Source organism: Methylobacterium oryzisoli (assembly GCF_046557895.1).
Classification (GTDB): Bacteria; Pseudomonadota; Alphaproteobacteria; order Rhizobiales; family Beijerinckiaceae; genus Methylobacterium; species Methylobacterium oryzisoli.
On the sequence record NZ_JBKIBX010000001.1, the window covers coordinates 358,741 to 379,755 of the forward strand.

Annotated in this window: 21 protein-coding genes; 5 read left to right on the top strand and 16 right to left on the bottom strand. The window is 71.8% G+C overall.

The window, feature by feature from the left end:
* Positions 1–89 precede the first annotated feature (89 nt).
* Entirely contained in the window at positions 90–932 is an 843-nt protein-coding gene (locus ACKUB9_RS01775; protein ID WP_407518897.1) for a protein-L-isoaspartate O-methyltransferase family protein, read from the bottom strand.
* Positions 933–1,130: 198 nt separating this feature from the next.
* Here ACKUB9_RS01775 and ACKUB9_RS01780 point away from each other — a divergent pair, with 198 nt between their 5' ends.
* Together ACKUB9_RS01780 and ACKUB9_RS01785 are read left to right on the top strand one after the other, a co-directional pair.
* The gene (locus tag ACKUB9_RS01780; protein WP_407518898.1) at positions 1,131–4,154 is read left to right on the top strand and encodes a penicillin-binding protein 1A; all 3,024 of its coding nucleotides are present in this window, start codon (positions 1,131–1,133) and stop codon (positions 4,152–4,154) included.
* 32 nt (positions 4,155–4,186) lie between these two features.
* A complete protein-coding gene (locus ACKUB9_RS01785; RefSeq protein WP_407518900.1) occupies positions 4,187–5,215 on the top strand; it encodes a hypothetical protein in 1,029 nt (342 codons plus the stop codon).
* 53 nt (positions 5,216–5,268) lie between these two features.
* Here ACKUB9_RS01785 and ACKUB9_RS01790 read toward each other — a convergent pair whose 3' ends face one another.
* Complete coding sequence (locus ACKUB9_RS01790; RefSeq protein ID WP_407518902.1) at positions 5,269–5,481, bottom strand: hypothetical protein; 213 nt, start codon at positions 5,479–5,481, stop codon at positions 5,269–5,271.
* Positions 5,482–5,667: 186 nt separating this feature from the next.
* On the opposite strand from ACKUB9_RS01790, the gene ACKUB9_RS01795 reads away from it, so the two are divergent.
* A complete protein-coding gene (locus ACKUB9_RS01795; RefSeq protein ID WP_407518903.1) occupies positions 5,668–5,913 on the top strand; it encodes a hypothetical protein in 246 nt (81 codons plus the stop codon).
* A 734-nt stretch (positions 5,914–6,647) separates the two neighbouring features.
* Here ACKUB9_RS01795 and ACKUB9_RS01800 read toward each other — a convergent pair.
* The 14 genes from ACKUB9_RS01800 to purL all read right to left on the bottom strand — a co-directional run bounded on the left by ACKUB9_RS01800 (position 6,648) and on the right by purL (position 20,058).
* A complete protein-coding gene (locus tag ACKUB9_RS01800) occupies positions 6,648–8,294 on the bottom strand; it encodes an ABC transporter ATP-binding protein (RefSeq protein WP_407518905.1) in 1,647 nt (548 codons plus the stop codon).
* On the bottom strand, positions 8,291–9,157 hold the full coding sequence (locus tag ACKUB9_RS01805) for an ABC transporter permease (protein WP_407518907.1): 867 nt from the start codon (positions 9,155–9,157) through the stop codon (positions 8,291–8,293). Before ACKUB9_RS01805 ends, ACKUB9_RS01800 begins: the two co-directional genes overlap by 4 nt.
* Positions 9,154–10,095 (bottom strand): ABC transporter permease, encoded by a 942-nt coding sequence (locus ACKUB9_RS01810; RefSeq protein ID WP_407518908.1) that lies wholly within the window; start codon positions 10,093–10,095, stop codon positions 9,154–9,156. Before ACKUB9_RS01810 ends, ACKUB9_RS01805 begins: the two co-directional genes overlap by 4 nt.
* A gap of 10 nt (positions 10,096–10,105) precedes the next feature.
* Positions 10,106–11,683, bottom strand: a complete 1,578-nt coding sequence (locus ACKUB9_RS01815) for an ABC transporter substrate-binding protein (protein WP_407518909.1) — start codon at positions 11,681–11,683, stop codon at positions 10,106–10,108.
* Positions 11,684–11,873: 190 nt separating this feature from the next.
* Complete coding sequence (gene egtD, locus ACKUB9_RS01820) at positions 11,874–12,803, bottom strand: L-histidine N(alpha)-methyltransferase (protein WP_407518911.1); 930 nt, start codon at positions 12,801–12,803, stop codon at positions 11,874–11,876.
* A 108-nt stretch (positions 12,804–12,911) separates the two neighbouring features.
* Positions 12,912–13,856 carry a methyltransferase gene (locus ACKUB9_RS01825; RefSeq protein WP_407518913.1) on the bottom strand — a complete coding sequence of 315 codons (945 nt, stop codon included), beginning with the start codon at positions 13,854–13,856 and terminating at the stop codon, positions 12,912–12,914.
* Positions 13,853–14,614 carry a guanitoxin biosynthesis heme-dependent pre-guanitoxin N-hydroxylase GntA gene (gene gntA, locus ACKUB9_RS01830; RefSeq protein WP_407518914.1) on the bottom strand — a complete coding sequence of 254 codons (762 nt, stop codon included), beginning with the start codon at positions 14,612–14,614 and terminating at the stop codon, positions 13,853–13,855. The genes ACKUB9_RS01825 and gntA overlap by 4 nt, the downstream gene beginning before the upstream one ends.
* Positions 14,615–14,873: 259 nt before the next feature.
* Entirely contained in the window at positions 14,874–15,485 is a 612-nt protein-coding gene (locus tag ACKUB9_RS01835; RefSeq protein ID WP_407518916.1) for a DUF1989 domain-containing protein, read from the bottom strand.
* Between the two features lie 85 nt (positions 15,486–15,570).
* The gene (locus ACKUB9_RS01840; protein ID WP_407518917.1) at positions 15,571–15,762 is read right to left on the bottom strand and encodes a hypothetical protein; all 192 of its coding nucleotides are present in this window, start codon (positions 15,760–15,762) and stop codon (positions 15,571–15,573) included.
* A 114-nt stretch (positions 15,763–15,876) separates the two neighbouring features.
* Positions 15,877–16,371, bottom strand: coding sequence for a DUF29 domain-containing protein (locus ACKUB9_RS01845; RefSeq protein ID WP_407518918.1), 495 nt, complete (start codon positions 16,369–16,371; stop codon positions 15,877–15,879).
* A gap of 213 nt (positions 16,372–16,584) precedes the next feature.
* On the bottom strand, positions 16,585–16,923 hold the full coding sequence (gene grxD, locus ACKUB9_RS01850) for a Grx4 family monothiol glutaredoxin (RefSeq protein WP_407518920.1): 339 nt from the start codon (positions 16,921–16,923) through the stop codon (positions 16,585–16,587).
* Between the two features lie 114 nt (positions 16,924–17,037).
* Positions 17,038–17,544 (bottom strand): DUF29 domain-containing protein, encoded by a 507-nt coding sequence (locus ACKUB9_RS01855; RefSeq protein ID WP_407518921.1) that lies wholly within the window; start codon positions 17,542–17,544, stop codon positions 17,038–17,040.
* Positions 17,545–17,560: 16 nt separating this feature from the next.
* Positions 17,561–17,797 (bottom strand): BolA family protein, encoded by a 237-nt coding sequence (locus ACKUB9_RS01860; protein WP_238235516.1) that lies wholly within the window; start codon positions 17,795–17,797, stop codon positions 17,561–17,563.
* Positions 17,798–17,820: 23 nt separating this feature from the next.
* Entirely contained in the window at positions 17,821–20,058 is a 2,238-nt protein-coding gene (gene purL / locus ACKUB9_RS01865; protein ID WP_407518923.1) for a phosphoribosylformylglycinamidine synthase subunit PurL, read from the bottom strand.
* Positions 20,059–20,130: 72 nt separating this feature from the next.
* On the opposite strand from purL, the gene ACKUB9_RS01870 reads away from it, so the two are divergent.
* Both ACKUB9_RS01870 and ACKUB9_RS01875 read left to right on the top strand, forming a co-directional pair.
* Positions 20,131–20,487 (top strand): type II toxin-antitoxin system TacA family antitoxin, encoded by a 357-nt coding sequence (locus ACKUB9_RS01870; RefSeq protein WP_407518924.1) that lies wholly within the window; start codon positions 20,131–20,133, stop codon positions 20,485–20,487.
* Positions 20,484–20,996, top strand: a complete 513-nt coding sequence (locus tag ACKUB9_RS01875) for a GNAT family N-acetyltransferase (RefSeq protein ID WP_407518926.1) — start codon at positions 20,484–20,486, stop codon at positions 20,994–20,996. The genes ACKUB9_RS01870 and ACKUB9_RS01875 overlap by 4 nt, the downstream gene beginning before the upstream one ends.
* Positions 20,997–21,015 lie beyond the last annotated feature (19 nt).

Consider the following 21,015-nt stretch of genomic DNA (forward strand, 5'->3'; position numbering starts at 1 on the left):
TCGAGGTGGGCAGGCCGATCGCGTCGCCTGCGAAAATCGTGAGGCAGCCTCCCTCACGTCTCACCCCTTCCTGCCGGCCGCGAGGAAACTCAGGCGGCCCGCCTCGACAGCCACCACCCCTCTCCCGCCACCCAGGCGCTCTCGTCCGGAGCCGTGCCGCGGTGCAGGCTCCTCACCCGCTCCATGCCGCCGCGCGCGAAGGCCGCGGCGAGGCGGGCGGCGGCGGCGGGGTCGCGGGCGCCCAGGCAGGGGATGAAGGCGGCGCGCGACAGGAAGCGGGCGTCGAGGATGTCGGCCGCCGCGTCCGGCCCGCGGCGCCCGGCGAGCAGCATGCCCCCGCCGCCGCGCTCGGGCGTGAGGGGCAGGATCAGGCGCCCGGTCTCCGAGAGGGCGTCGAGCCAGACCGCCAGCGGCTCGGCGGCGCCCGCGCTGACGTAGATCAGGTCGGCCTCCGGCAGCGGCGGGGCGGCCCCCGAGCGGGCATGGACCGCCACCTGCGGATGCTCCGCCAGCGCGCGCGCGGCCGCGGCGGCGAGGTCCGGATCGACCTCGTAGGCGTCGATCCGCCCGCCCGGCCCGACGAGCTCGGCGAGGATCGCCGTGTAGTAGCCGCCGCCGGTCCCGACCTGCACCACCCGCTCGCCGGGCCGGGGCGCGGCCGCCGCGAGGCAGAGCGCGTGCAGGCTCGGCTCGCCGTTGTTGATCCCGGCCTCCGGCCGCAGGGCCACCAGCACGTCCTGGCAGAGCCCGGCCGGCTCGTCCGCCGGCACGGTGTCGAACCCGGTCTCGTCCATGACGAGCCAGGGGCCGGGGCCGCAATAGCGCTCGCGCGGGACGGTCGCGAAGGCCCGGATCAGGGCTTCGTCGCGCGTACCGGCGCGCGCGGCCACCGTCGCGGCGTAGGCGGCGCGCTGTCGGGCGAGGTCGGCCATGGAAGGGTCTCTCGGCGGGGTCACTCGGCGGGGGTCCCCGCAGACGCCGCGCGGGCGCCGCTCCCTGTCCGGCGAACGGCCCCGGGGCCGGGCCGGTTCCCGGCCGGGCCTGACCTTAAAAGAGCCGCGTTGTACACGTCCCCTTCAGGTCGCCGGTCGTTTCCTGGCGACACTGCCCGCGGCCGGGCTCAAGGCATCATGAACCCGATCCTCATCAAGCTCTTCGCGACGGCGCTGACGCTGAGCCAGGCGACGACGCGGCCGGATGCGATCCGCACCCAGTTCGACCCCGCCCGGGACGGCCCGGAGGTGGTGCGCCTGCTGCGCGACGGCTGCGCCCACATGCGCAAGGCCTTCGACATCGAGGACATCAACCTCGACGACCTGATCAGCACCGCGATGGAGGATCCGAAGGCGGTCGCGGGCGACACCAAGATCCTGCAGGGCCTCGACTTCGGCGAGCTGGTGACGAGCTACAAGCAGTTCTGCAAGGGCGAGAACCCGCCGAACTCGCCCTTCGAGGCCAAGGCGGTCATCGAGTTCTACAACAAGGCCGCGGCGGACCTGCCGGATGCGGGCGCGCTCAAGACCCTGGCGCTGCCGGGCGTGAGCACGATCCTGGACGGGCGCGGCGCCCGCTTCGCCGAGACCTCGGAGCCGAACGGGCGGCGCGTCACCGTCCCGATCGCCCAGGTGCCCGCGATGGTCCGCAAGGCCTTCATCGCCGCCGAGGACAAGCGCTTCGAGAGCCACAAGGGCATCGACGAGCGCGGGGTCATCCGCGCCTTCATCGGCAACCTCGCCTCGCCGGGCCGCCCGGCCGGCGGCTCCACCATCACCCAGCAGGTGGTCAAGAACCTGTCGGTGGGCGACGACGTCACCTACGAGCGCAAGATCCGCGAGATGATCGTCGCCGCCCGCGCCGAGCAGGTGATGACGAAGCCCGAGATCCTCGGCCTCTACCTCAACGGCATCTATCTCGGCCGGGGCGCCTACGGCATCGAGATGGCGGCGCGCAGCTATTTCGGGAAGTCGGTGGGCGACCTGACGGTGCCGGAGGCGGCACTGCTCGCCGGCATGCCCAAGGGACCGAACTACTACAGCCCCGACCGATACCCCGAGCGCGCCCGCGAGCGGCGGGCCTACGTCCTCTCCCGCATGAAGGAGGAGGGCGTGATCACGGAGGCCGAGACGAACGCGGCGTTCCAGAGCGACCTCGGCCTCGTGCCCCTGGAGCGCACGCGCCAGGAGGCGGGGTTCCACTTCGTCGACCATCTCGGGCGCGAGGCGCGCACCCTGGCGGGGCTCGATTCGCTCACGGCCGGCTCCTACACGGTGCGCGCGACGCTCAACGCCGGCCTGCAGAAAGCCACCGAGACGATCCTGCAGGACGGGCTCGCGCGCTACGAGGCCGCGACGGGCCGCGCCCGCTTCGAGGGACCGGAACTCAACCTCGCCGAGGCGGTGAAGCGGATCGAGGCCGCCGCCCCGGCCCCGGCGGCGCCCGAGCCGCCCCCGGCTCCGATCCAGCCGGCCCCGGCCGGCGCCAAGCCCGACGCCCCGAAGGGGAAGGCGGCGGCGCGGCCTGCCGGTCCCAAGCCCACAGGTCCCAAGCTGACTGGTCCCAAGCCGACTGGTCCCAAGCCGGCGTGGCAGCGGGCGCTGGAGACCGCCCGCGCGCCCCTCTACGACGTGCACTGGCCGCTCGCGGTGGTGCTGGAGACCGGCCAGAAGGGCACGCGCGTCGGCCTCGCGGACGGGCGGGTCGTGGGCCTGAACGCGGCCCAGGCGCGCGGCCGGCTCGCGCCCTACGACGTGGTGCGGGTGGCGCTGCGGGAGGGCAAGGGCGGGCCACGGGCCGACCTGCGCGTGCGCCCCCAGGTGCAGGGCGCCGCCCTGGTGCTGGAGAACCGCACCGGCCGCATCCTGGCGATGGCGGGCGGGTTTTCCTACCCGCTGAGCCAGCTCAACCGCACGACGCAGAGCGTGCGCCAGCCGGGCTCGACCCTGAAGCCGCTCACCTACCTGGCGGCCCTCTCGGGCGGGCTGCAGCCCAACACCCTGGTGATGGACGCGGCCGTGACCCTGCCGCCGATCGGCGGCGTCGGCCAGTCGTGGTCGCCCAAGAACTACGACGGCGGCGGCTCGGGGGCGATCACCCTGCGCCGGGGCCTGGAGCACTCGAAGAACCTCGTCACCGCGCAGCTCCTTCGCGGCGGCATCGCGGAGCGGCCCGAGCAGAGCCTCAAGCGGGTCTGCGACCTCGCCCTCGAAGCCCAGCTCTACGCCGAGTGCGAGCGCTACTACCCCTTCGTGCTCGGCGCCCAGCCGGTGCGGATGCTCGACCTCGCGGCCTTCTACGCGGCGATCGCCAACGAGGGCGAGCGGCCCTCGCCCTACGCGCTGGAATCGGTGACTCAGGGCGAGCGGACCCTCTACCAGCATGCCGGGCGCGGGCCCGTGCGGATCGGCTCGGCCGACCGCGTCGGCTTCTACCAGCTGAAGAGCCTGCTCCAAGGCGTCACCCAGCGCGGCACCGCCGCGGCGCTCGCCCGCTTCTCCCCCTACGTGGCGGGCAAGACCGGCACCTCGGAGGACGAGAACGACGCGTGGTTCGTGGGCTTCACCAACGAGATCACCATCGCGGTCTGGATGGGCTACGACAACGCGGACGGGCGGCGGCGCACGCTGGGGCGCGGCCAGACCGGCGGGCACCTCGCGGTGCCGCTGTACGGGCAGATCCTCCAGGCCGCCTGGGCGAACGGCGTGCCCAAGAGCCCGCTGGCGCCGCCGACCCCGGAGGCCAAGCGCCTCATCGCCGATGCGCCGATCGACCTGCGCTCGGGCCAGCGCATGGCGGGCGGCGGGTTCATGGAGCATTTCCGGCTCCAGCCGGACGGGCGCCTCGCCGACACGCAGTACCGCCTCGTGCCGCAGGAATCGCTCTACGCCATGCGCCCCGACGCGGAGCAGGACGGCGATGCCGTCGTGGACGGCGGCCGGCCGGAGGACGACCGCTACGACCCGTTCGGCGATCTCGGCCGGCAGCTGTTCGGGGACGGCCAGCCCCCCTTGCGCCGCGCCCAGCCGGTGCCGGCGCCCGAGCCGCTCTGGCCCGGCCGCGGCGCGACCCGCTCGCCCTTCGGCGACGACGAGGAGGTGGTGCGCCGCCCCCGCCGCCGCGATCCCGACTACTTCTTCGGCGAGGATCCGACCTATTGATGCCCTTCCGGGCACCAGCCGGATCCTCGACCTTGCCCCACCTCCCGACGGCCTCCCTCCGCCTTCTCGCGCCGCTGCTGTGCCTCCTCGCGGGACCGGCGCTCGCCCAGTACCGCACCAAGGATGTTTCGAACGTCACGGCGCTCGATGCCGGGGCGATCGCGCCCGGGACGATCGCCTTCACGGACCACCGCGACAACCCGGCGAGCCCGGAGAGCGGCCTCGTGCCCTTCACGGAGTGGAGCCGCACGCGCGCGGCCGAGAAGGCCGCGCTGACGCCGCACCCGGCCTATGCCGAGCCCGACTACCCGGTGACGGTCAACGGCGTGACCAAGACCCGGCACGAGGCCCTCAAGGTCTACGTGGCCGAGGCCCGCTTCGTGGTGCCGCGGGCGCCCGAGCGCATCGACCTCAAGCGCTTCGCCTCGCTCGACTTCCTCGGCCGCATGGACCCGGCGATCAAGCACAAGGCCCTGAGCCCCGCCGACGCGACGCCGACCAAGGACCCGGCCGCCGCCTTCGCGCGCCGGCCCGACCGCCCCTGGTGCGCGGCCTCCGACACGCTCTGCATCGAGTCGCGCTACGACCTCGAAGGCAAGCTGCCGCTCGGCGTGAAGCTCGCCAACAAGCTGGAGGAGGGTGGCAAGAAGATCGCCGAGTTCGTCTCCTTCCAGAGCGAACTCCGGGTGCTGCCCCCCGAGGAGGCCGCGAAGCTTGCGGCGCTGACGCGGATCGAGGCGCCGGTCGCGGGCGCGCTCGAACAGAACATCTTCTGGGTCAACCAGATCCTGCGCTTCGGCAAGTTCCTGGCGGTGCTGCAGCCGGCCGCGAATGATCCCGGCAAGACGGTGGTGACCGCCTACATGGCGCTCGGCATCAAGGCGGACGTGCTCGACCGCAAGAAGGAGTACGAGCGCGTGCCGGTACTGCGCAACCTGCTGCCCGCGCAGGTGCTGATGGGCAATTCCTCGTTCAACACCGGCACCTCGATCAGCGCCGGCCTGCCGACCTACGCCCGCAACCGCATCGCGGCCTTCGCGGACGCCCTGGCCAAGCAGTAGGCGAGGCGGTGCTCCCGATCCCGGGCAGGCCCGGGATCGATGGACAGCCGGCGTCAGTTGCCCCGGTTGGCGATGCTCGGCACGGAGGGCTGCGTGAACATGCGGTTCACGTCCGGGCGGCGCTGGGTGCCGTTGGTGTCGGTCGAGCGCACGTAGTTCTGGGTGTTGAAGGTCTCGCTGAAGGCCGTGCGATCGCTCTCCATGCTGGTGCAGGCGGAGAGGAGGGCGGCGAGCGTGCCGGCGGCGGCGAGGGCAGACAGCTTCATCGGTCGGATCCTGATGCTCGGGATGCGACGGTCCTCGCGGCGGATCGGGGCGCGGTCAAGGCGCGGCCCGGGACCCGGATGCGATTGCGCGCGCCTGTGCCCGCAGCGCCGCGCGGGCGGGAATCCGGTGGAGAGCCCGGACTCCCGGCTGGTGCGGCTGGGCGGTTTGCGCGACAGTGCGACTCGATGAGCAACGTCGTCCCCCTGCGCGCGCGCCGAGCGCCCGAGACCACCGCCCGCGAGGCTGCCGCGGTCGTCTCCGACCTCGTGGCCATCGCCGAGCAGCTGCACGACGTCGGCGCCCGCACGGCCGCCCTCGGCCGGCCTCAGGTCGAGACCGAACGCTCGGTGCAGATGCTGCTCGATGCCGTGACCGCCGTGGAGCGGGCGCTCGACGCGATCACCGACGGCGGCGACTACACGCCGTTCTGAAGCGCGGGTTTCATCCGGGAACCGAGTATTCACCCCGTCTCCGTCATCCGGCGCGGGGAACCCTTCTCCCGTGCGGGAAAAGGGCAGGCTCCCGGGACCCTCACGCGGGATCTCCGATCCCGTGCGGGATCTTCGACCCCCTGCCCCTCTCCCGAGTGGGCTTGCAGATGCACACATCGCCGAATGAGGCGCGGGATCCCCTCTCCCGTGCGGGAGAGGGGTAGGGGTGAGGGTCCCGGGAGGGTGCAGCAAGGACCCGGAACGCTGCCGCTACCAGCACGACGGGTGGTGGATCAACCCGGCCCGTTCCGCTCCCCTCACCACGTTTACCGCCTCACTGCGGCACCACCTGGACCCTCACCCCTGCCCCTCTCCCGCACAGGAGAGGGGTTCCCCGCGCCATCCTTGTCGAGGAAGTTCCCCCGGACAGGCCTGCGCGTGCGGGGAGAGGGCTGCTTGCACCTTGTCGTGCAAGCAGCGAGCCCGTGTTGGCCCGATAGGGCCAAACGCGACGGTGAGGGGGCGCTTCCTGGGGAGCCTCATTCGGCACCGCCCTCTCACCTTCGGCTGCCGCCTCGCTTCGACGACCGCAAGGTCGCGTGGGATCTTCGATCCCCTAGCCCTCTCCCCGCACGCGGGGAGAGGAGAACGTGCACGACCCGACGTGTGAATCCGCAAGCCCGCACGGCAGAGGGGATCCCGCGCTTGATTCAGGGTGCGAGCCTGGCGTTGCCTCAGGAGCCGGCCGTCCCGCTCGCCGCAGGCGGATCGGCCTCCGCCCGGTGGGCGCTCGGCGCGGCGGCGAAGAGGGCGCGCGTGTAGGCGTGGCGCGGTGCGGCGAAGATCGCGGCCGTCTCGCCCTCCTCCACCACCTGCCCGTTCAGCATCACGATCATCCGGTCGCACAGGCGGGCGGCCACGCGCAGGTCGTGGGTGATGAACAGGATGGCGAGGTTCAGCCGCTCGCGCACGCTCTCGAACAGGTCGAGCACCTGCGCCTGCACCGAGACGTCGAGCGCCGAGACCGCCTCGTCGGCGATGAGCAGGTCCGGCTCCATCGCGAGCGCCCGGGCGATGGCGATGCGCTGGCGCTGCCCGCCCGAGAACTCGTGCGGAAAACGGTCGAGCGCGGAGGCGTCGAGCCCCACGAGGTCGAGGAGGCGGCGCGCCCGGGCGAAGGCGTCTTCGCGGGCCAGACCGTAGTTGCGCGGCCCCTCGGTGATCGACTGGCCGACCGTGCGGCGCGGGTTGAGCGAGCGGTAGGGGTCTTGGAAGATCACCTGCACGCGCCGCCGGTAGGGGTGCAGCGCCCGGCCCGAGAGGGGGGCGATGTCGGTGCCGTCGAGGCGGATCTCGCCCCCGGTCGGATCGACGAAGCGGGCGACGCAGCGCGCGAGCGTCGACTTGCCCGAGCCCGATTCCCCGACGATGCCGAGCGTCTCGCCCGGCTGGAGCGTCAGCGTCACCCCGTCGAGCGCCCGCACGCTGCGGCCCGCGCGCGAGAAGAGCCCGCCGCCATAGGTCTTTTCCAGCGCCTGCGTCGTCAGCACCGGGGCGGCTGCGGGCGGGCGCTTGCGGGGCGGGGGCGGCACCGCGGAGGGCACCGCGGCGATCAGCATGCGGGTGTAGGGATCCTGGGGCGAGCGCAGCACGGCGGCGGCCGTGCCTTCCTCCACGAGGCGCCCGCCCTTCATCACCGCGACCCGGTCGGCGATCTCCGCCACCACCCCGAAATCGTGGGTGATGAACAGGATGCCGGCGTCGCGCCGCGCCTGCAATTCGCGCATCAGCCGCAGGATCTGGGCCTGCGTCGTGACGTCGAGCGCGGTCGTCGGCTCGTCCGCGATGATCAGCGCGGGGTCGTTGGCCAGCGCCATGGCGATCATCACGCGCTGGCGCTGGCCCCCCGAGAGCTGGTGCGGGTAGGCGCCCGCCATCTGCTCCGGGTCGGGCAGGTGGACGTCGCGCATCAGCGCGAGCACCCGGGCGCGGCGCTCCGCCCCCGAGAGCCGGTCGGCATGGGCCTCCAGGATCTCGTCGATCTGGGCGCCCACCGTCAGCACCGGGTTCAGCGCGGTCATCGGCTCCTGGAAGACCATCGCCATCCGGCCGCCGCGCAGGGCGCGCAGCCGTCCGGGCGTGGCCTTCAGCACGTCCTCGCCCTGGAGCAGGATCTCCCCGTCCGACGGACGGAGCACCGGGGGGAGCAGGCCCATCACCGCGTGGGCGGTGACCGACTTGCCCGAGCCCGATTCCCCGACGACGCACAGGATCTCGCCCGGCGCCACCGTGAGGGAAACACCCTCCACCGCGTGCGCGCGGTCGGAGAGGCGCGGCAGCGGGATGGTCAGATCCCGGATGGCGAGAACCGGCGCGCTCATCGCAGCGCCCCCACGCGCCGGGCGATGCGCGGATCGAGCGCGTCGCGCAACCCGTCGCCCAGGATGTTCACGGCGAGCACCGTGGCGGCGACGCACAGGCCCGGAAACAGGATCACCCAGGGCGCGAGCTGGAAGGCTTGGCGCCCCTCCGCCATGACGTTGCCCCAGCTCGGCACCTCGGTCGGAATGCCGGCGCCGAGGAAGCTCAGGATCGCCTCGGTGAGGATCGCCGAGGCGCAGACGTAGGTGCCCTGCACGATGAGCGGCGCGATGGTGTTGGGCAGGATGTGGCGCCACAGCAGCAGCAACAGGGGCGTGCCCGCCCCGATCGCCGCCTCGACGTAGGGCTCCTCGCGCACGCTCAGCACCACGCCGCGCACGAGGCGCGCCACGCGGGGGATCTCCGGGATGGTGATCGCCACGATGACCGTCATCACGCCCGCGCCCGAGAGGGTGACGAGCGCGATGGCGAGCAGGATCGAGGGGATCGCCATCACCCCGTCCATCACCCGCATCACCACGGTGTCGAGCCAGCGGATGTAGCCCGCGACGAGGCCGATCGCGAGGCCGACCACCACCGCGGTGAGCGCCACCGCGGCCCCGATGGCGAGCGAGACCCGGGCGCCGTAGACGACGCGGCTGTAGACGTCGCGCCCGAAGGCATCGGTGCCGAACCACGCGGCGGCCGAGGGCGGGCGCAGCCGCAGGCGCGGGCGCAGCTGGATCGGGTCGACGGTGCCGAGCCAGGGGGCGGCGAGGGCCGCCAGCAGGACCACGAGCAGCACCGCGAGGCCGAACAGCACGCCCGGGTGGCGCAGGAGCGGCGGCAGGGCGCGGGCGGACGCGGCGGCGGGCGCGCTCAATAGCGGATCCTCGGGTCGAAGAAGAGGTAGGTGAGGTCGATCGCGAGGTTGATCAGCACGTAGAGCCCCGAGAACAGCAGGATGACGCCCTGGATGACCGGGTAGTCGCGGGCGAGCACCGCGTCGACGGTGAGCCGCCCGAGGCCGGGCAGGTTGAACACGCTCTCGGTGACGACCACCCCGCTGATCAGCAGCGCGATGCCGATGCCGATCACCGAGATCACCGGCACGGCGGCGTTGCGCAGGGCGTGGCGGGAGAGCACGCGGCTCTCGCGCACGCCCTTGGCGCGGGCGGTGCGGATGTAGTCCTCCCCCAGCACGTCGAGCACGCTCGCCCGCGTGGTGCGGGCGATGAGGGCGATGTAGATCGCCGACAGGGTCAGGGTCGGCAGCACCAGCCGCTCGATGAACGGCAGGAATCCCTGCGTGATGCTGACGTAGCCCTGCACCGGCAGGAGCCGCAGGTTCATGGCCAGCCCGAAGATCCAGAGGTAGCCCAGCACGAAGACCGGCACCGAGAAGCCGAGCACCGAGAAGGCCATCACGCCCCGGTCGATCCAGGTGCCGTGGCGCCACGCGGCCACGACCCCGAGCGGCACCGCCACCAGCACCGCGAACAGGATCGTGGTGGTGGCGAGCGCGAGCGTCGGCTCGATGCGCTCGCCGATCAGCCGCGTCACCGGCTGGTTCGACAGGATCGAGGTGCCGAGGTCCCCGTGCACCAGGCGCCAGATCCACGAGCCGAATTGCTGCAGCATCGGCTCGTCGAGGCCCAGCCGGGCGCGGATCGCGGCGATCTGCTCAGGCGTCGCCGCGTCCCCCGCCAGGATCGCCGCCGGGTCCCCGGGAGCGAGGCGCAGCAGGGCGAAGACCACCACCGCCACCACGCCCATGACGGGCAGCGTCGCGGCGAGCCGCCCTGCGACGAACCGGAGCATCAGCGACGCCTCACTGCTTCTCGATGTTCCAGAACACCGGCGCCGGCCCCTGGAGGATGCCCTTCAGGGTGCTGCGCACCGCGAGCGGCGAGGTGTACTGGCCCGTGGGGAAGTAGGTGCCGACGTCGTAGGCGCGCTTCTGCACGTCGGCGGCGATCGCCTTCTGCTTGGCCGGATCGGTCTCGCGGGCGTAGGCGTCGCGCAGCTTCTCGATCTCGGCGTCCTCGGCCCAGCCGAACCAGCCGCCGACCTTGCCCTTGGCGTTCACCCCGACATTGGCGATCGGGTTCAGCATGTCGGCGTTGACCCAGGTGGTGTGGAAGATGTTCCAGCCGCCCTGGTCCACCGGATCCTGCTTGGCGCGGCGCCCGACCAGCGTCTGCCAGTCCATCGACTGCAGGTCGACCTTCATGCCGATGGCGCGCAGGGCCTGCGCGGTGACCGGGCCGAGCGGCGCCACGATGGCCAGATCCGTGGGCTGCATGATCACGACCGGCCGCCCGTCGTAGCCGCCCTCCTTGAGGAGCTGCTTGGCACGCGCGAGATCGGGCTTCATCGGCGCGCCCGCATCCGTGGCGTTCGGCGTGCCGCAGACGAACATGGCGAGGCAGGGCTGCATGTAGTCGGGATTGCCGATCTGCGCGTCGAGGTAGTCCTGCTGGTTGACCGCGTGGAGCACCGCCTGCCGGATCTTCGGGTTGTCGAAGGGCGGGTTGAGCCAGTTCATCCGAACCATGCCGGAGAAGCCGAGCGGGTTGTAGTTGTTGATGACGACGCCCTTGGCGCCCTTGAGGATGTCGAGGAAGTCGTGCGGCGGCTGCTCGATGTAGTCGATCTCGCCGTTGATGAGGGCGTTCACGGCGGTCTGGTAGTCGGGGATGTTGATCCACTCGACGCGGTCGAGCTTGGCGATCTTGCCGCCCGCGAGCCAGCTCGGCGGCTCGGCGCGCGGCACGTAGTCGGGGTTCTTCTCGTAGACCACCTTGAGGCCGGGCTGGAACTCGCCCTTCACGAAGCGGAACGGGCCGGAGCCGATCTCCTCCGGCACGTTCCGGTCGGCCGGCGTCTCGGCGATGCGCTTGGGCATGATGAAGGGCACGTTCGACGACGGCTTGCCCAGCGAGGCGAGCACGAGGCCGTAGGGCTGCTTCAGGGTGAGCGTGAAGGTCTTGTCGTCCGCGGCCTTCAGGCTCGCGGTGTACTCCATGAGCTTCTGGCCCATGCCGTCGCGCTTGCCCCAGCGCTGGAGCGAGGCGACGCAATCCTCGGCCGTGACCGGGGCGCCGTCATGGAACTTCAGCCCGTCGCGCAGCGTGAAGGTGTAGGTCAGCTTGTCGTCGCTGACCGAAAAATCCTTCACCATCTGCGGCTTGATCTCGAACCGCTCGTCCGTGGCGAACAGCGTGTCGTAGATCATGTAGCCGTGGTTGCGGGCGATGTAGGCCGTGGTGATGATCGGGTCGGTGATGCGCAGGCCGGAATGCATCACGGCCTTGAGCACCTTCTTGTCCTGCGCCGCGGCCGGGCCGCTGAGCACCAGGGCCGCACCGAGCGCGACCGCCACACGCCTCGTCAGTCCAGCACGCATTCCCGTCGTTCCCCGTTGGCGTCCGGGCGCAGCATGCACGGCGCAGGCCACGGCCGCCCCCCATGGGACCGGATCGCGCTCCGCGAGTCCAGCGGTGTTTCGGCGCGGCCCACCGGGTCCGGCCGGGCCGCCGCGCGGACGGCCGCCCGCGGGCCCGGCGGTCAGGGCCGCGGCGCGGGCCGGGACGTGCTCACGCGCCGCGCAGCAGGTGCAGGCTGAAGGTGCCGACTTCGTCCACCCACACGGCTTCCGGCGTCCAGCCGGCGCGGCGGGCGATGTCCTGGAAGGCGGCGGGCTCGTACTTGAACGAGTTGTCGGTGTGGAGGCTCTCGCCCGCCGCGATGACGAAGGCCTGATCCGCGAGCCGGCAGCCGGTCTCGCGCGTGGCGACCAGATGCGCCTCGACCCGGAAGGGCGCCTCCAGCACCCGCACCTCGTGCCGGAAGGCGTCGCGCTCGAAGCCGGCGCCGAGTTCCCGGTTGGCGCGCGTCAGGAGGTTGAGGTGGAGCGCGGCCATCAGCCCGTCGCAGCCGCCATAGGCTCGGCCGAGCCGCGCCGGATCGCGGGTCGGATCGACGCCGATCAGGAACCAGCTCGGCCCCAGGGTGTCGCGCGCGCGCGCCATGAAGGCGACCGCCTGATCGGGCGCGAAGTTGCTGATGCTCGTCCCGGGAAAGAAGCCGAGGACCGGCCCCTGCGCGAGATCGACCGGCAGCCGGATCGGCCCCGAGTAATCGGCGTGGATCGGGCGCATGGCGACCGCGGGATAATCCGCGGCCAGGCGCCGGATGGCGGCGACGAGGAAATCCCAGGAGATGTCGAGGGCGACGTAGCGCGCGGGCGCCTCCAGCACGTCGAGGAGCGCGCGGATCTTGCGGCTCGCGCCGCTGCCGTACTCCACGACCGTGATGCCCGGCCCGACGTGGGCCGCGACCTCGGCGGCCACGGCCGGCAGGAGCGTCATCTCGCGATGGGTCGGGTAGTAGTCGGGATGGGAGCAGATCCGGTCGAACAGCGTCGAGCCGGCCTCGTCCCAGAGGTACTTGCCCGGCAGCGCGCGCGGCTGCCCCGACAGGCCGGCGATCGCGTCGCGCAGGAACTCCGCATGGTCCGCCATCATCGGCCGCTCCTCGGTTGCGCGGAACCGCCCGGGGCCCGTCCGCGTCGCTTCGTGCTGTCGCTCTTGCCTCATCGCCGCCGAGCGGCGGCCCCGTCCGTGCCGCCCGCCTCAAGCCGGGCGCGTCGCGGTGAGCACCACGAGGGCGATGCGCTCGACCTCGGCGTAGGCCGGCCCGTCCAGCTCCTCGCCGTAGGCGTCGGGATCGACCTCCCGGTAGGTCCAGTCGAGCCCGGCCCGCCCGCAGCGCTCGGCCGCCTCCCGCCGAAACACGTCCTCGCCCTCCACGATCGCGGCCCCGGTGAACAGGACCAGCGTGCCGCCCGGCGCCAGCCGGTCGGCCGCGGCCTCGACCACCGCCAGGGACAGGCTCGCCCCGTACGGGCCGCCCCCATCCCGGTAGGCGCGCTTCGCGGCGTCCATCATGAACGGCGGGTTGGAGACGATGAGGTCGAAGCGCCCCTCCACCTCCGCCAGCAGGTCGCTGCGGCGGAGCTGGACGCGCACGCCCGCGAGGCGCGCGTTGAGGGCGGCGGCGCGCAGGGCCGCGCCGTTGATGTCGACGAGGACGACCTCCGCCTCGGGCACGCGCTTGGCGATCGCGATCCCGGCCGCGCCCGTGCCGCAGCCGATGTCGACCGCCCGGCTCACCGGGCCGGCGCGGGTCGCCAGATGGGCGAGCACCGCCTGCACGAACCGCATCGTGTCCGGGCCGAAGAACACCGCGTCGGCGGCGAGCGGCGGATAGGCCGAGTGCAGGAATGTTTCGCCGTCGAGGCTCGACAGGCGGATGGTCGGCCGAAGGCCGTCGCCGTCCGGCACGGCCGCCCCGGCGCGGCGCATCAGGTCGAGGAGGGCGGGCGCCAGCAGGTCGGCCCGGAAGGGCCGGCTCCAGCCGAGCACGTCGCGCAGCGAGCGCGCCCAGGCCTTCTCGGGCCGGCGGTTCACCCGCGCATGGGTCGCGGGCGTCACCGTGGTGAAGGCGTAGCCGCTCTCGCGGACGGACGAGGCGAAGGCGAGAAAGGCCTCCTCGGTGGTCGGATCGTCCGGGATCATCGGCGGGAATCCCGCACCGGCGCCACGAAGGCGCCGGTGCGCAGCACCCGGGCCACGAGGTCGTCGTCGGCCGGAGCGGTCGCGCCCTTGCGGTGGAACGGGCAGGTCCAGCCCTCGTCCACGGCCCGGCCGCTGTACTGACGCGCGGCCGAGACCTGCCCGTGCGAGGCGAGCATCGGGTTCGGCGACCCGGCCCAGGCGAGATCCCGCGCCAGGATGGTGCGCCGCAGGGTGTCATAGCGGCCCTCGGCGCGCAGCTGCTCGAACTGCTGGTGCAGGTTGAACACCAGGGCCGGCGTCGCGAAGCGGCGGGCGGGCCGGCTCGCGCCCGGGTGCAGACCCACGACGAAGAAGCCCTCGCCGCCGAGGCTGAGGGAGAAGTGCGGGTTGCCGGGATCGGACTGGACGCGCGGGTCGTAGCGCAGGCCCATGCGGCTGTCGTGGTCCGACAGGGCCTGCACGCGCGCCCAGAGATGCGTCTCGAACGCTTCCTCCGGCAGCGGCTCCTCCCCCTCGAACACCACCGCGAAGCTCTGGAAGAGGGCGGGCGCCTCGCGGTAGCGCGCGATGAAGGCGAGGAGGGCGGGATAGATCCGGTCGTCGTCCCCGTCCGAGGCGATGTCGCGGGCGACGACGATGCGCAGCCCTCCCCGGCCGAGTGCGGCCTTGGCCCCCACGCACGGGAAGGGGCTTTGCCGGATGAAGTTCCTGAATCGCTCGGCCAGGGGGTGGCCGGCATCGTCCGAGGGCAGAGGCATGGGCACGCAGGTACGCAACGCGACGAAGGGAGGCACGGCGGGCGGCCGTGCCGGCGATGGGTGGAGGGTCAACTTGGCCGCTGCGGCAGCGGCACGCGACCAACTCAAGATGACAGGCCTTGTTCCGGGCCGCTTTCCGGCCTCGATGCCTCACCCCGACCGATGGTGACACGATGAGGCCCGCCGCATCGACCTGCGGACCCGCCGCACGAGGCCGCGAATAGTGCTGTGGCGGCCGTGCCTTCGATGGACGCCGTCCTCAATCGATGACGTAATGGATCGGCTTGAAGGCGAAATTGTTCGATTGCGGTGCCGAGCAGGCGGTCAGCCCGACGATGAGGTCGGTCTCGGCCTCGAACGTCACGCGGTCGCCGGCGCGGCTGAGCGGCGGGTCGACCCGCAGGATCCCGGTGGTGCCGTCCACCGCGACGTTCATGAAGACGTTGAAGGCCACCGGAATGCGGTCGGGGCCGATCCCGAACGGCGCGAGCGCCGCCGCGAGGTTGCCGAAGCAGCCCCGGTGGGGGTGCGGGTCGTCGTAGAGGATGCGGAAGGTGTCGGCCGAGCAGGGCGTCAGCAGGAAGTCGTGACGCCCGACCGTGTCCTCGACGATGCGCAGCAGGACCGTGCTGCGGTTGGAGTAGAGCGGGTCGCCGGCGGTCAGGAAGATGCGCCCGGCATAGTCGAGGGTCCGCCCGGAGGAGATCACCTCGTCCACGTCGTCGCGCCGGAACGCCACGAGGTCGGCGACCTGCTCACCCTGCGGGTCGATCACCGTGAGGCGCCGGCCACGGTCCAGGGTGAAGGCCACCCCGGAGCGCGGCGGAATCTCGTGCCGCTCAGGCGATCCCGTGTCTCCGTGCCGTCCCATGCCCGCCTCCTGCCTGCCGTCTGAACCGGGGCGGCAACGCGCGGCGGGACGGTCAAGCTGCGCGGCGGAACGCCACGCCGCGGCGTCACACGGCGACCCCGCGCAACTGGATCTCCAGGCGCGCGATGTCCTCCGTCAGCCGGTCGACGTGGCGGCGGGCGGCAGGGTCCGCCGAGTCGGTGACGAGCGTGTCCGTCGCGACGCGCAGGGATTCGCGCTTGGCTTGCAACGCGAACTCGATCTGGGCGCGGGCTTCCTCGGGGGTTCGGGCCGACATGGTGCACTCCTGGCAAGGGGAGCGCGATGATGCGCGACAGATCAACAGGGCGAAGGCCCGGGCGTTCCCGGGCTGCCTGCTGCCGTCGATCGACCGTCGCTGCACGCGGGCCGGCTACTCGGACGAGCCCGCCTCTGCGATCCGCGACAGGGCGGCGTCGATATCGAAAGGATCGGCCAGCATCTCGTCCGGGGAGAGGGGGCACGCCGTCGGCAGGTTCGGCAGCAACTGGTCGCCGTAGGCGATCAGCGCGGATTCGGCCATCGTCACCGCGAGCCTCCAGATCCTGTCCCAACGCAGGCGCTGCCGCATCGACGTCTCGTAACGGGTCAAGGCGGCGGCCTGGAAGGTCGCGATCTCCTGCCGCCAATGCAGGCTCGCCGGTGCGGCGGGAGCGGAGATCCGCTTCAGGAGATGGGCGAGCGTCTGCGCCAGGAGGCTCTCGACCGCGTGAAGATGCGCCCGGCCCACGCTCTCGATCTCCTCGGCGACGTTCTCCCAGTCGAGAGCGTTCGTGAGGTCGGGCCGCTTCGCGAGGGCACGGACGGCCGCGGCCTGCTGCTCCGCCCACGTCACGATGTCGTCGTCGTAGAGGCTCGGCTGATCCATGAATGGCCCCCGTGAAGGCCTGCGATCCTGGGGGAGGCCCGTCACGGCCGCAAGGCGCGCGGCGCGCCCGCGGAGCGCCGCCGGGACGGCGCGTTGCCGGCTGGGGGCAACGACACGGCGCGCTTCGGCCAGACCGGCCACGAAAAAGGGCGCGTAAGGCGCCCTTTCCGGCTCGCGCCGGGCCGTCGCGAGACGTGAGATTCCTGTCGCGGTTCAGGCCGCGGCGGTCTTCACGCTGATGCCCTTCTCGGTGAGCATCTGCTGCAGTTCGCCCGACTGGAACATCTCCCGGGTGATGTCGCAGCCGCCGACGAACTCGCCCTTCACGTAGACCTGCGGGATGGTCGGCCAGTTGGAAAAGGCCTTGATGCCCTCGCGGATCTCCATGTCCTCCAGCACGTTCACGCCCTTGTAGGGCACGCCGAGGTAGTTGAGGATCTGGGCGACCTGGCCCGAGAAGCCGCACATCGGGAATTGCGGCGTGCCCTTCATGAACACGACCACGTCCTGCGACTTGATCTCGGACTCGATGCGGGTGGTGACGTCGGTCATGGGTGGTCCTCGCTGATGGGGGTATGAGGTCTTGCCTTCGCGGCAGCGTGTCCGGACGGCCCATCGTCCATGACGTGCTCACCGCTCCAGAAGGCGGTCTCCTGGGTCGGCAACCTAGTCGGCCTTCGAGGGCTTTGCCAGGGAGGCCGCAAGGCGGACCAGCATGGCGTCCGGATCGAAATTCTTCTGGAGCAGATCGTCGAGGCTGAAGGGCATCTCCTGCGGAAGACCGCCGACCAGCCTGTCGCCGTAGGTGAGCAGCGACGCTTCCGCCTGACGCTGCGCGTCTTCCCAGGTGCCCGCGAGATCCAAGCGCTGCCGCATGGACCGGGCGAAGGCCGCCCGCGCGGCGATCTGAAAGGCAATGATCTCCGAGCGCCAATGATGCGCAGACGGGGCCTCGGGCGCGGAGAGATACTTCAGCAGATGGACGAGGACGAGGCGCAGCTTGCTCTCGAAGGCCGTGACATGCGACAGCCCCACGCTCTCGATCTCCTCGGCCACCGCCTCCCAATCGAGCGCGTTGGACAAATCGGGACGCAGCGCGAGCGCCCGCAGGGCCGAGGCCTGCTGCTCCGCCCAGGTCACGATGTCGTCCTCGTAGAGGGTGGGCTGGTCCATCGCGCGCTCCGCCGCGCTAATCCTGGGGAACGCCCGTCGTCAGCGCAAGGGCGTGGAGCACGCCGCCCATGCGGCCCTGCAATGCGCCGTAGACCATCTGGTGCTGCTGCACCCGCGACTTGCCCTTGAAGGCCGAGGACACGACCGTGGCGGCGTAATGGTCGCCGTCCCCGGCGAGGTCGCGGATCTCGACCCGGGCGTCGGGCAGGGCCTCCTTGATCATCGCCTCGATGTCGCGGGCGTCCATCGGCATGGTGCGGCACTCCGTGGGTGCGGTCAGGCGGTCGGGTCGGCGGCAGGCTCGGCGGTGGGGCCGGCCATGTAGTTCGGCAGCCACGCCTCGTGGCGGGCGCGCAGATCCGCCACCGATATGATCTCGTCGCCCGGCAGGGTCAACGAATCGGCCCCGGTGACGCCGATCACCGCCGCGTCGATCCCCTGCGCGGCGGCGCTGTAGAGGAGGTCCGGCACGGTCTCGGGATCGACCGCCAGCAGGTAGCGGCCCTGGTCCTCGCCGAACAGGTAGGCGTGGCACGGGATGGCGAGCGGGCAGTCGGGCAAAACCGCGCCGATGGTGCCGGCCATCGCCATCTCGGCCAGCGCCACCGCGAGGCCGCCATCCGAAAGATCGTGCACGGTGTCGACCAGCCCCGAGGCGATCAGCCCGCGCACGAAGTCGCCGTTGCGGCGCTCGGCGGCGAGGTCGACGGGCGGCGGCGCTCCCTCCTCGCGCCCGCATACCTCGGCGAGGTAGAGCGACTGGCCGAGCCAGCCCTCGGTGCGGCCGATCAGCACCAGCGCGTCGCCCTCGCGCTTGATCGCGAGCGTCGCGATCCTGCGCACGTCGTCCACGACGCCGACGCCGCCGATCGTCGGGGTCGGCAGGATGCCGACGCCGTTGGTCTCGTTGTAGAGCGACACGTTCCCCGACACGACCGGGAAGTCGAGCGCCCGGCAGGCCTCGCCGATGCCCTGGATGCAGCCGACGAACTGCCCCATCACCTCCGGCCGCTCGGGGTTGCCGAAATTGAGGTTGTCGGTGATGGCGAGCGGGCGCCCGCCCACCGCCGTGATGTTGCGCCACGCCTCGGCCACGGCCTGCCGGCCGCCCTCGACCGGGTCGGCCTCGCAGTAGCGCGGCGTCACGTCGGTGGTCAGCGCGAGGCCCTTGGGGCCGTCCTCGATCCGCACCACCGCGGCGTCGCCGCCGGGCTTCTGCACGGTGTTGCCGAGGATGTAGTGGTCGTACTGCTCCCAGACCCAGCGCTTCGAGGCGAGGTCGGGCGCGGCCACGAGCTTTTTCAGCGCCTCGCCGTGGGTGAGCGGGGCGGGCACGTCGTGGGGCTTCAGGACCGGATGATGCGTGTTGGCGCGGTGCGGGCGGTCGTAGACCGGGGCCTCGTCGCCGAGTTCCTTGATCGGCAGGTCCGCCACCGTCTCGCCGCCGTGCTTGATGACGAAGCGCAGGGTGTCGGTGGTGTGGCCGATGATCGCGAAGTCGAGCCCCCACTTCACGAAGATCGCCTTCGCCTCGTCCTCCATGCCGGGCTTGAGCACCATGAGCATGCGCTCCTGGCTCTCGGAGAGCATCATCTCGTAGGCGGTCATGCCGGGCTCGCGGGTCGGCACCGCGTCGAGGTTCAGCTCCACGCCGAGATTGCCCTTGGCGCCCATCTCGACCGCCGAGCAGGTGAGGCCGGCCGCTCCCATGTCCTGGATGGCGATGACGGCGCCCGAGGCCATCAGCTCCAGGCAGGCTTCGAGCAGCAGCTTTTCCGCGAAGGGGTCGCCCACCTGCACGGTGGGGCGCTTCTCCTCGGAGGATTCGTCGAAGGCGGCGGACGCCATGGTGGCGCCGTGGATGCCGTCGCGCCCGGTCTTGGAGCCCAGATAGACGATCGGGTTCCCGACGCCGGTCGCCGCCGCGTAAAAAATCGCGTCGGCGCGGGCAAGGCCCACCGCCATGGCGTTGACCAGGATGTTGCCGTCGTAGCGCCGGTGGAAGCCGACCTGGCCGCCCACCGTCGGCACTCCGAAGGAATTGCCGTAGCCGCCGATGCCCGCGACCACGCCCGCCACGAGGTGGCGGGTGCGGGGATGATCGGGCGCGCCGAAGCGGAGCGCGTTCAGCGCCGCGATCGGCCGCGCGCCCATCGTGAACACGTCGCGCAGGATGCCGCCGACCCCGGTCGCCGCGCCCTGGTAGGGCTCGATGAAGCTCGGGTGGTTGTGGCTCTCCATCTTGAACACGCAGGCGAGCCCGTCGCCGATGTCGATCACGCCCGCGTTCTCGCCCGGTCCCTGGATCACCCAGGGGGCCGAGGTCGGCAGCGTCCGCAGGTGGATGCGCGAGGACTTGTAGGAGCAGTGCTCGTTCCACATCGCCGAGACGATGCCGAGTTCGGTGATCGTCGGCTCGCGGCCGATCAGCCCCGTGAAGCGCGCGTACTCCTCCTCGGTGAGGCCGTGCTGGCGCACGAGATCGGGCGTGATGGCGATGTCGTTGCGGATCATGGCACCCTTCCGCGGCGGCCTGGAGTCTCGGGCTTGCGCATACGGCAGCGGGGGGAGGGTGGCAACGGGACGGTGCGGCTCGCACGCCTGCCCTTTCCTAGATCCGGCAATCCGCCGTACAATCGCGAGCCAGGAGCCCGGTCCACGCCCAAGCCGTCACCCCGTGCCGCGCGCATCGAGGCGCGGATCCACCCCGATACGCTCGCCGTCGTGCGGCGCGCCGCCGAGCTGCAAGGGCGGTCGCTGAGCGATTTCGTGGTGGCGGCTGCCGAACAGGCCGCCCGGCGCGCGATCGAGGAGACGAGCGTCATCCGGCTCTCGGCCGAAGGCCAGCGCGACTTCGTCGATCTCCTGCTCAACCCGCCTTCGCCGAATGCGGCCCTGGAACGCGCTCGCGCGCATCACGAGCGGCTGATCGGGCCGGCGTGAGCGACGCGCCTTTCGTCGTGGAAGCGCTCGGGACCCAGGACCGATCGGCTTTTCGCTCAGGCGTCGACGCCCTCGACCGCTACTTTCATACGCAGGTCACGCAGGACGTCCGGCGCCGCGTGACCGCGTGCTTCGTCGGCCTGGACCGTGGGACGGGCGTGATCGCAGGCTACTACACCCTGTCCGCATCCGACGTCGTGCTCGCCGAAGTTCCCGCCGATCTCGCGCGCAAGCTGCCGCGCTACCCCGCCGTCCCTGTCGCCCTGCTCGGTCGCCTCGCCATCGATCGGACCTTCCGGGGCTGGAAGCTCGGTGCGGCGCTGCTCGTCAACGCTGCTGCGCGCGCGGCACGGTCGGACATCGCCGTGTTCGGTCTCGTCGTCGATGCCAAGGATGACCGGACCGAAGCGTTCTACCGCCACTTCGGCTTCCGGCCGTTCGGGACCCGTCCGCGCCGCCTCATCGCCGCGATCGACACGTTCAGGGCGCTCCTCGGACCGGCACGGTGAACCCGTGGCGGTGCGGGCC

Excerpts from the sequence above, each read along its gene's own strand:
- ACKUB9_RS01790 (WP_407518902.1), bottom strand. The coding sequence starts at position 5,481 with ATGAAGCTGTCTGCCCTCGCCGCCGCCGGCACGCTCGCCGCCCTCCTC.
- ACKUB9_RS01840 (WP_407518917.1), bottom strand. The coding sequence starts at position 15,762 with ATGTCGGCCCGAACCCCCGAGGAAGCCCGCGCCCAGATCGAGTTCGCG.
- purL (WP_407518923.1), bottom strand. The coding sequence starts at position 20,058 with ATGATCCGCAACGACATCGCCATCACGCCCGATCTCGTGCGCCAGCAC.
- egtD (WP_407518911.1), bottom strand. The coding sequence starts at position 12,803 with ATGATGGCGGACCATGCGGAGTTCCTGCGCGACGCGATCGCCGGCCTG.
- ACKUB9_RS01860 (WP_238235516.1), bottom strand. The coding sequence starts at position 17,797 with ATGCCGATGGACGCCCGCGACATCGAGGCGATGATCAAGGAGGCCCTG.
- ACKUB9_RS01855 (WP_407518921.1), bottom strand. The coding sequence starts at position 17,544 with ATGGACCAGCCCACCCTCTACGAGGACGACATCGTGACCTGGGCGGAG.
- ACKUB9_RS01800 (WP_407518905.1), bottom strand. The coding sequence starts at position 8,294 with ATGAGCGCGCCGGTTCTCGCCATCCGGGATCTGACCATCCCGCTGCCG.
- ACKUB9_RS01815 (WP_407518909.1), bottom strand. The coding sequence starts at position 11,683 with ATGCGTGCTGGACTGACGAGGCGTGTGGCGGTCGCGCTCGGTGCGGCC.
- grxD (WP_407518920.1), bottom strand. The coding sequence starts at position 16,923 with ATGACCGACGTCACCACCCGCATCGAGTCCGAGATCAAGTCGCAGGAC.
- ACKUB9_RS01795 (WP_407518903.1), top strand. The coding sequence starts at position 5,668 with ATGAGCAACGTCGTCCCCCTGCGCGCGCGCCGAGCGCCCGAGACCACC.
- ACKUB9_RS01825 (WP_407518913.1), bottom strand. The coding sequence starts at position 13,856 with ATGATCCCGGACGATCCGACCACCGAGGAGGCCTTTCTCGCCTTCGCC.
- gntA (WP_407518914.1), bottom strand. The coding sequence starts at position 14,614 with ATGCCTCTGCCCTCGGACGATGCCGGCCACCCCCTGGCCGAGCGATTC.
- ACKUB9_RS01810 (WP_407518908.1), bottom strand. The coding sequence starts at position 10,095 with ATGCTCCGGTTCGTCGCAGGGCGGCTCGCCGCGACGCTGCCCGTCATG.
- ACKUB9_RS01845 (WP_407518918.1), bottom strand. The coding sequence starts at position 16,371 with ATGGATCAGCCGAGCCTCTACGACGACGACATCGTGACGTGGGCGGAG.
- ACKUB9_RS01775 (WP_407518897.1), bottom strand. The coding sequence starts at position 932 with ATGGCCGACCTCGCCCGACAGCGCGCCGCCTACGCCGCGACGGTGGCC.
- ACKUB9_RS01780 (WP_407518898.1), top strand. The coding sequence starts at position 1,131 with ATGAACCCGATCCTCATCAAGCTCTTCGCGACGGCGCTGACGCTGAGC.
- ACKUB9_RS01835 (WP_407518916.1), bottom strand. The coding sequence starts at position 15,485 with ATGGGACGGCACGGAGACACGGGATCGCCTGAGCGGCACGAGATTCCG.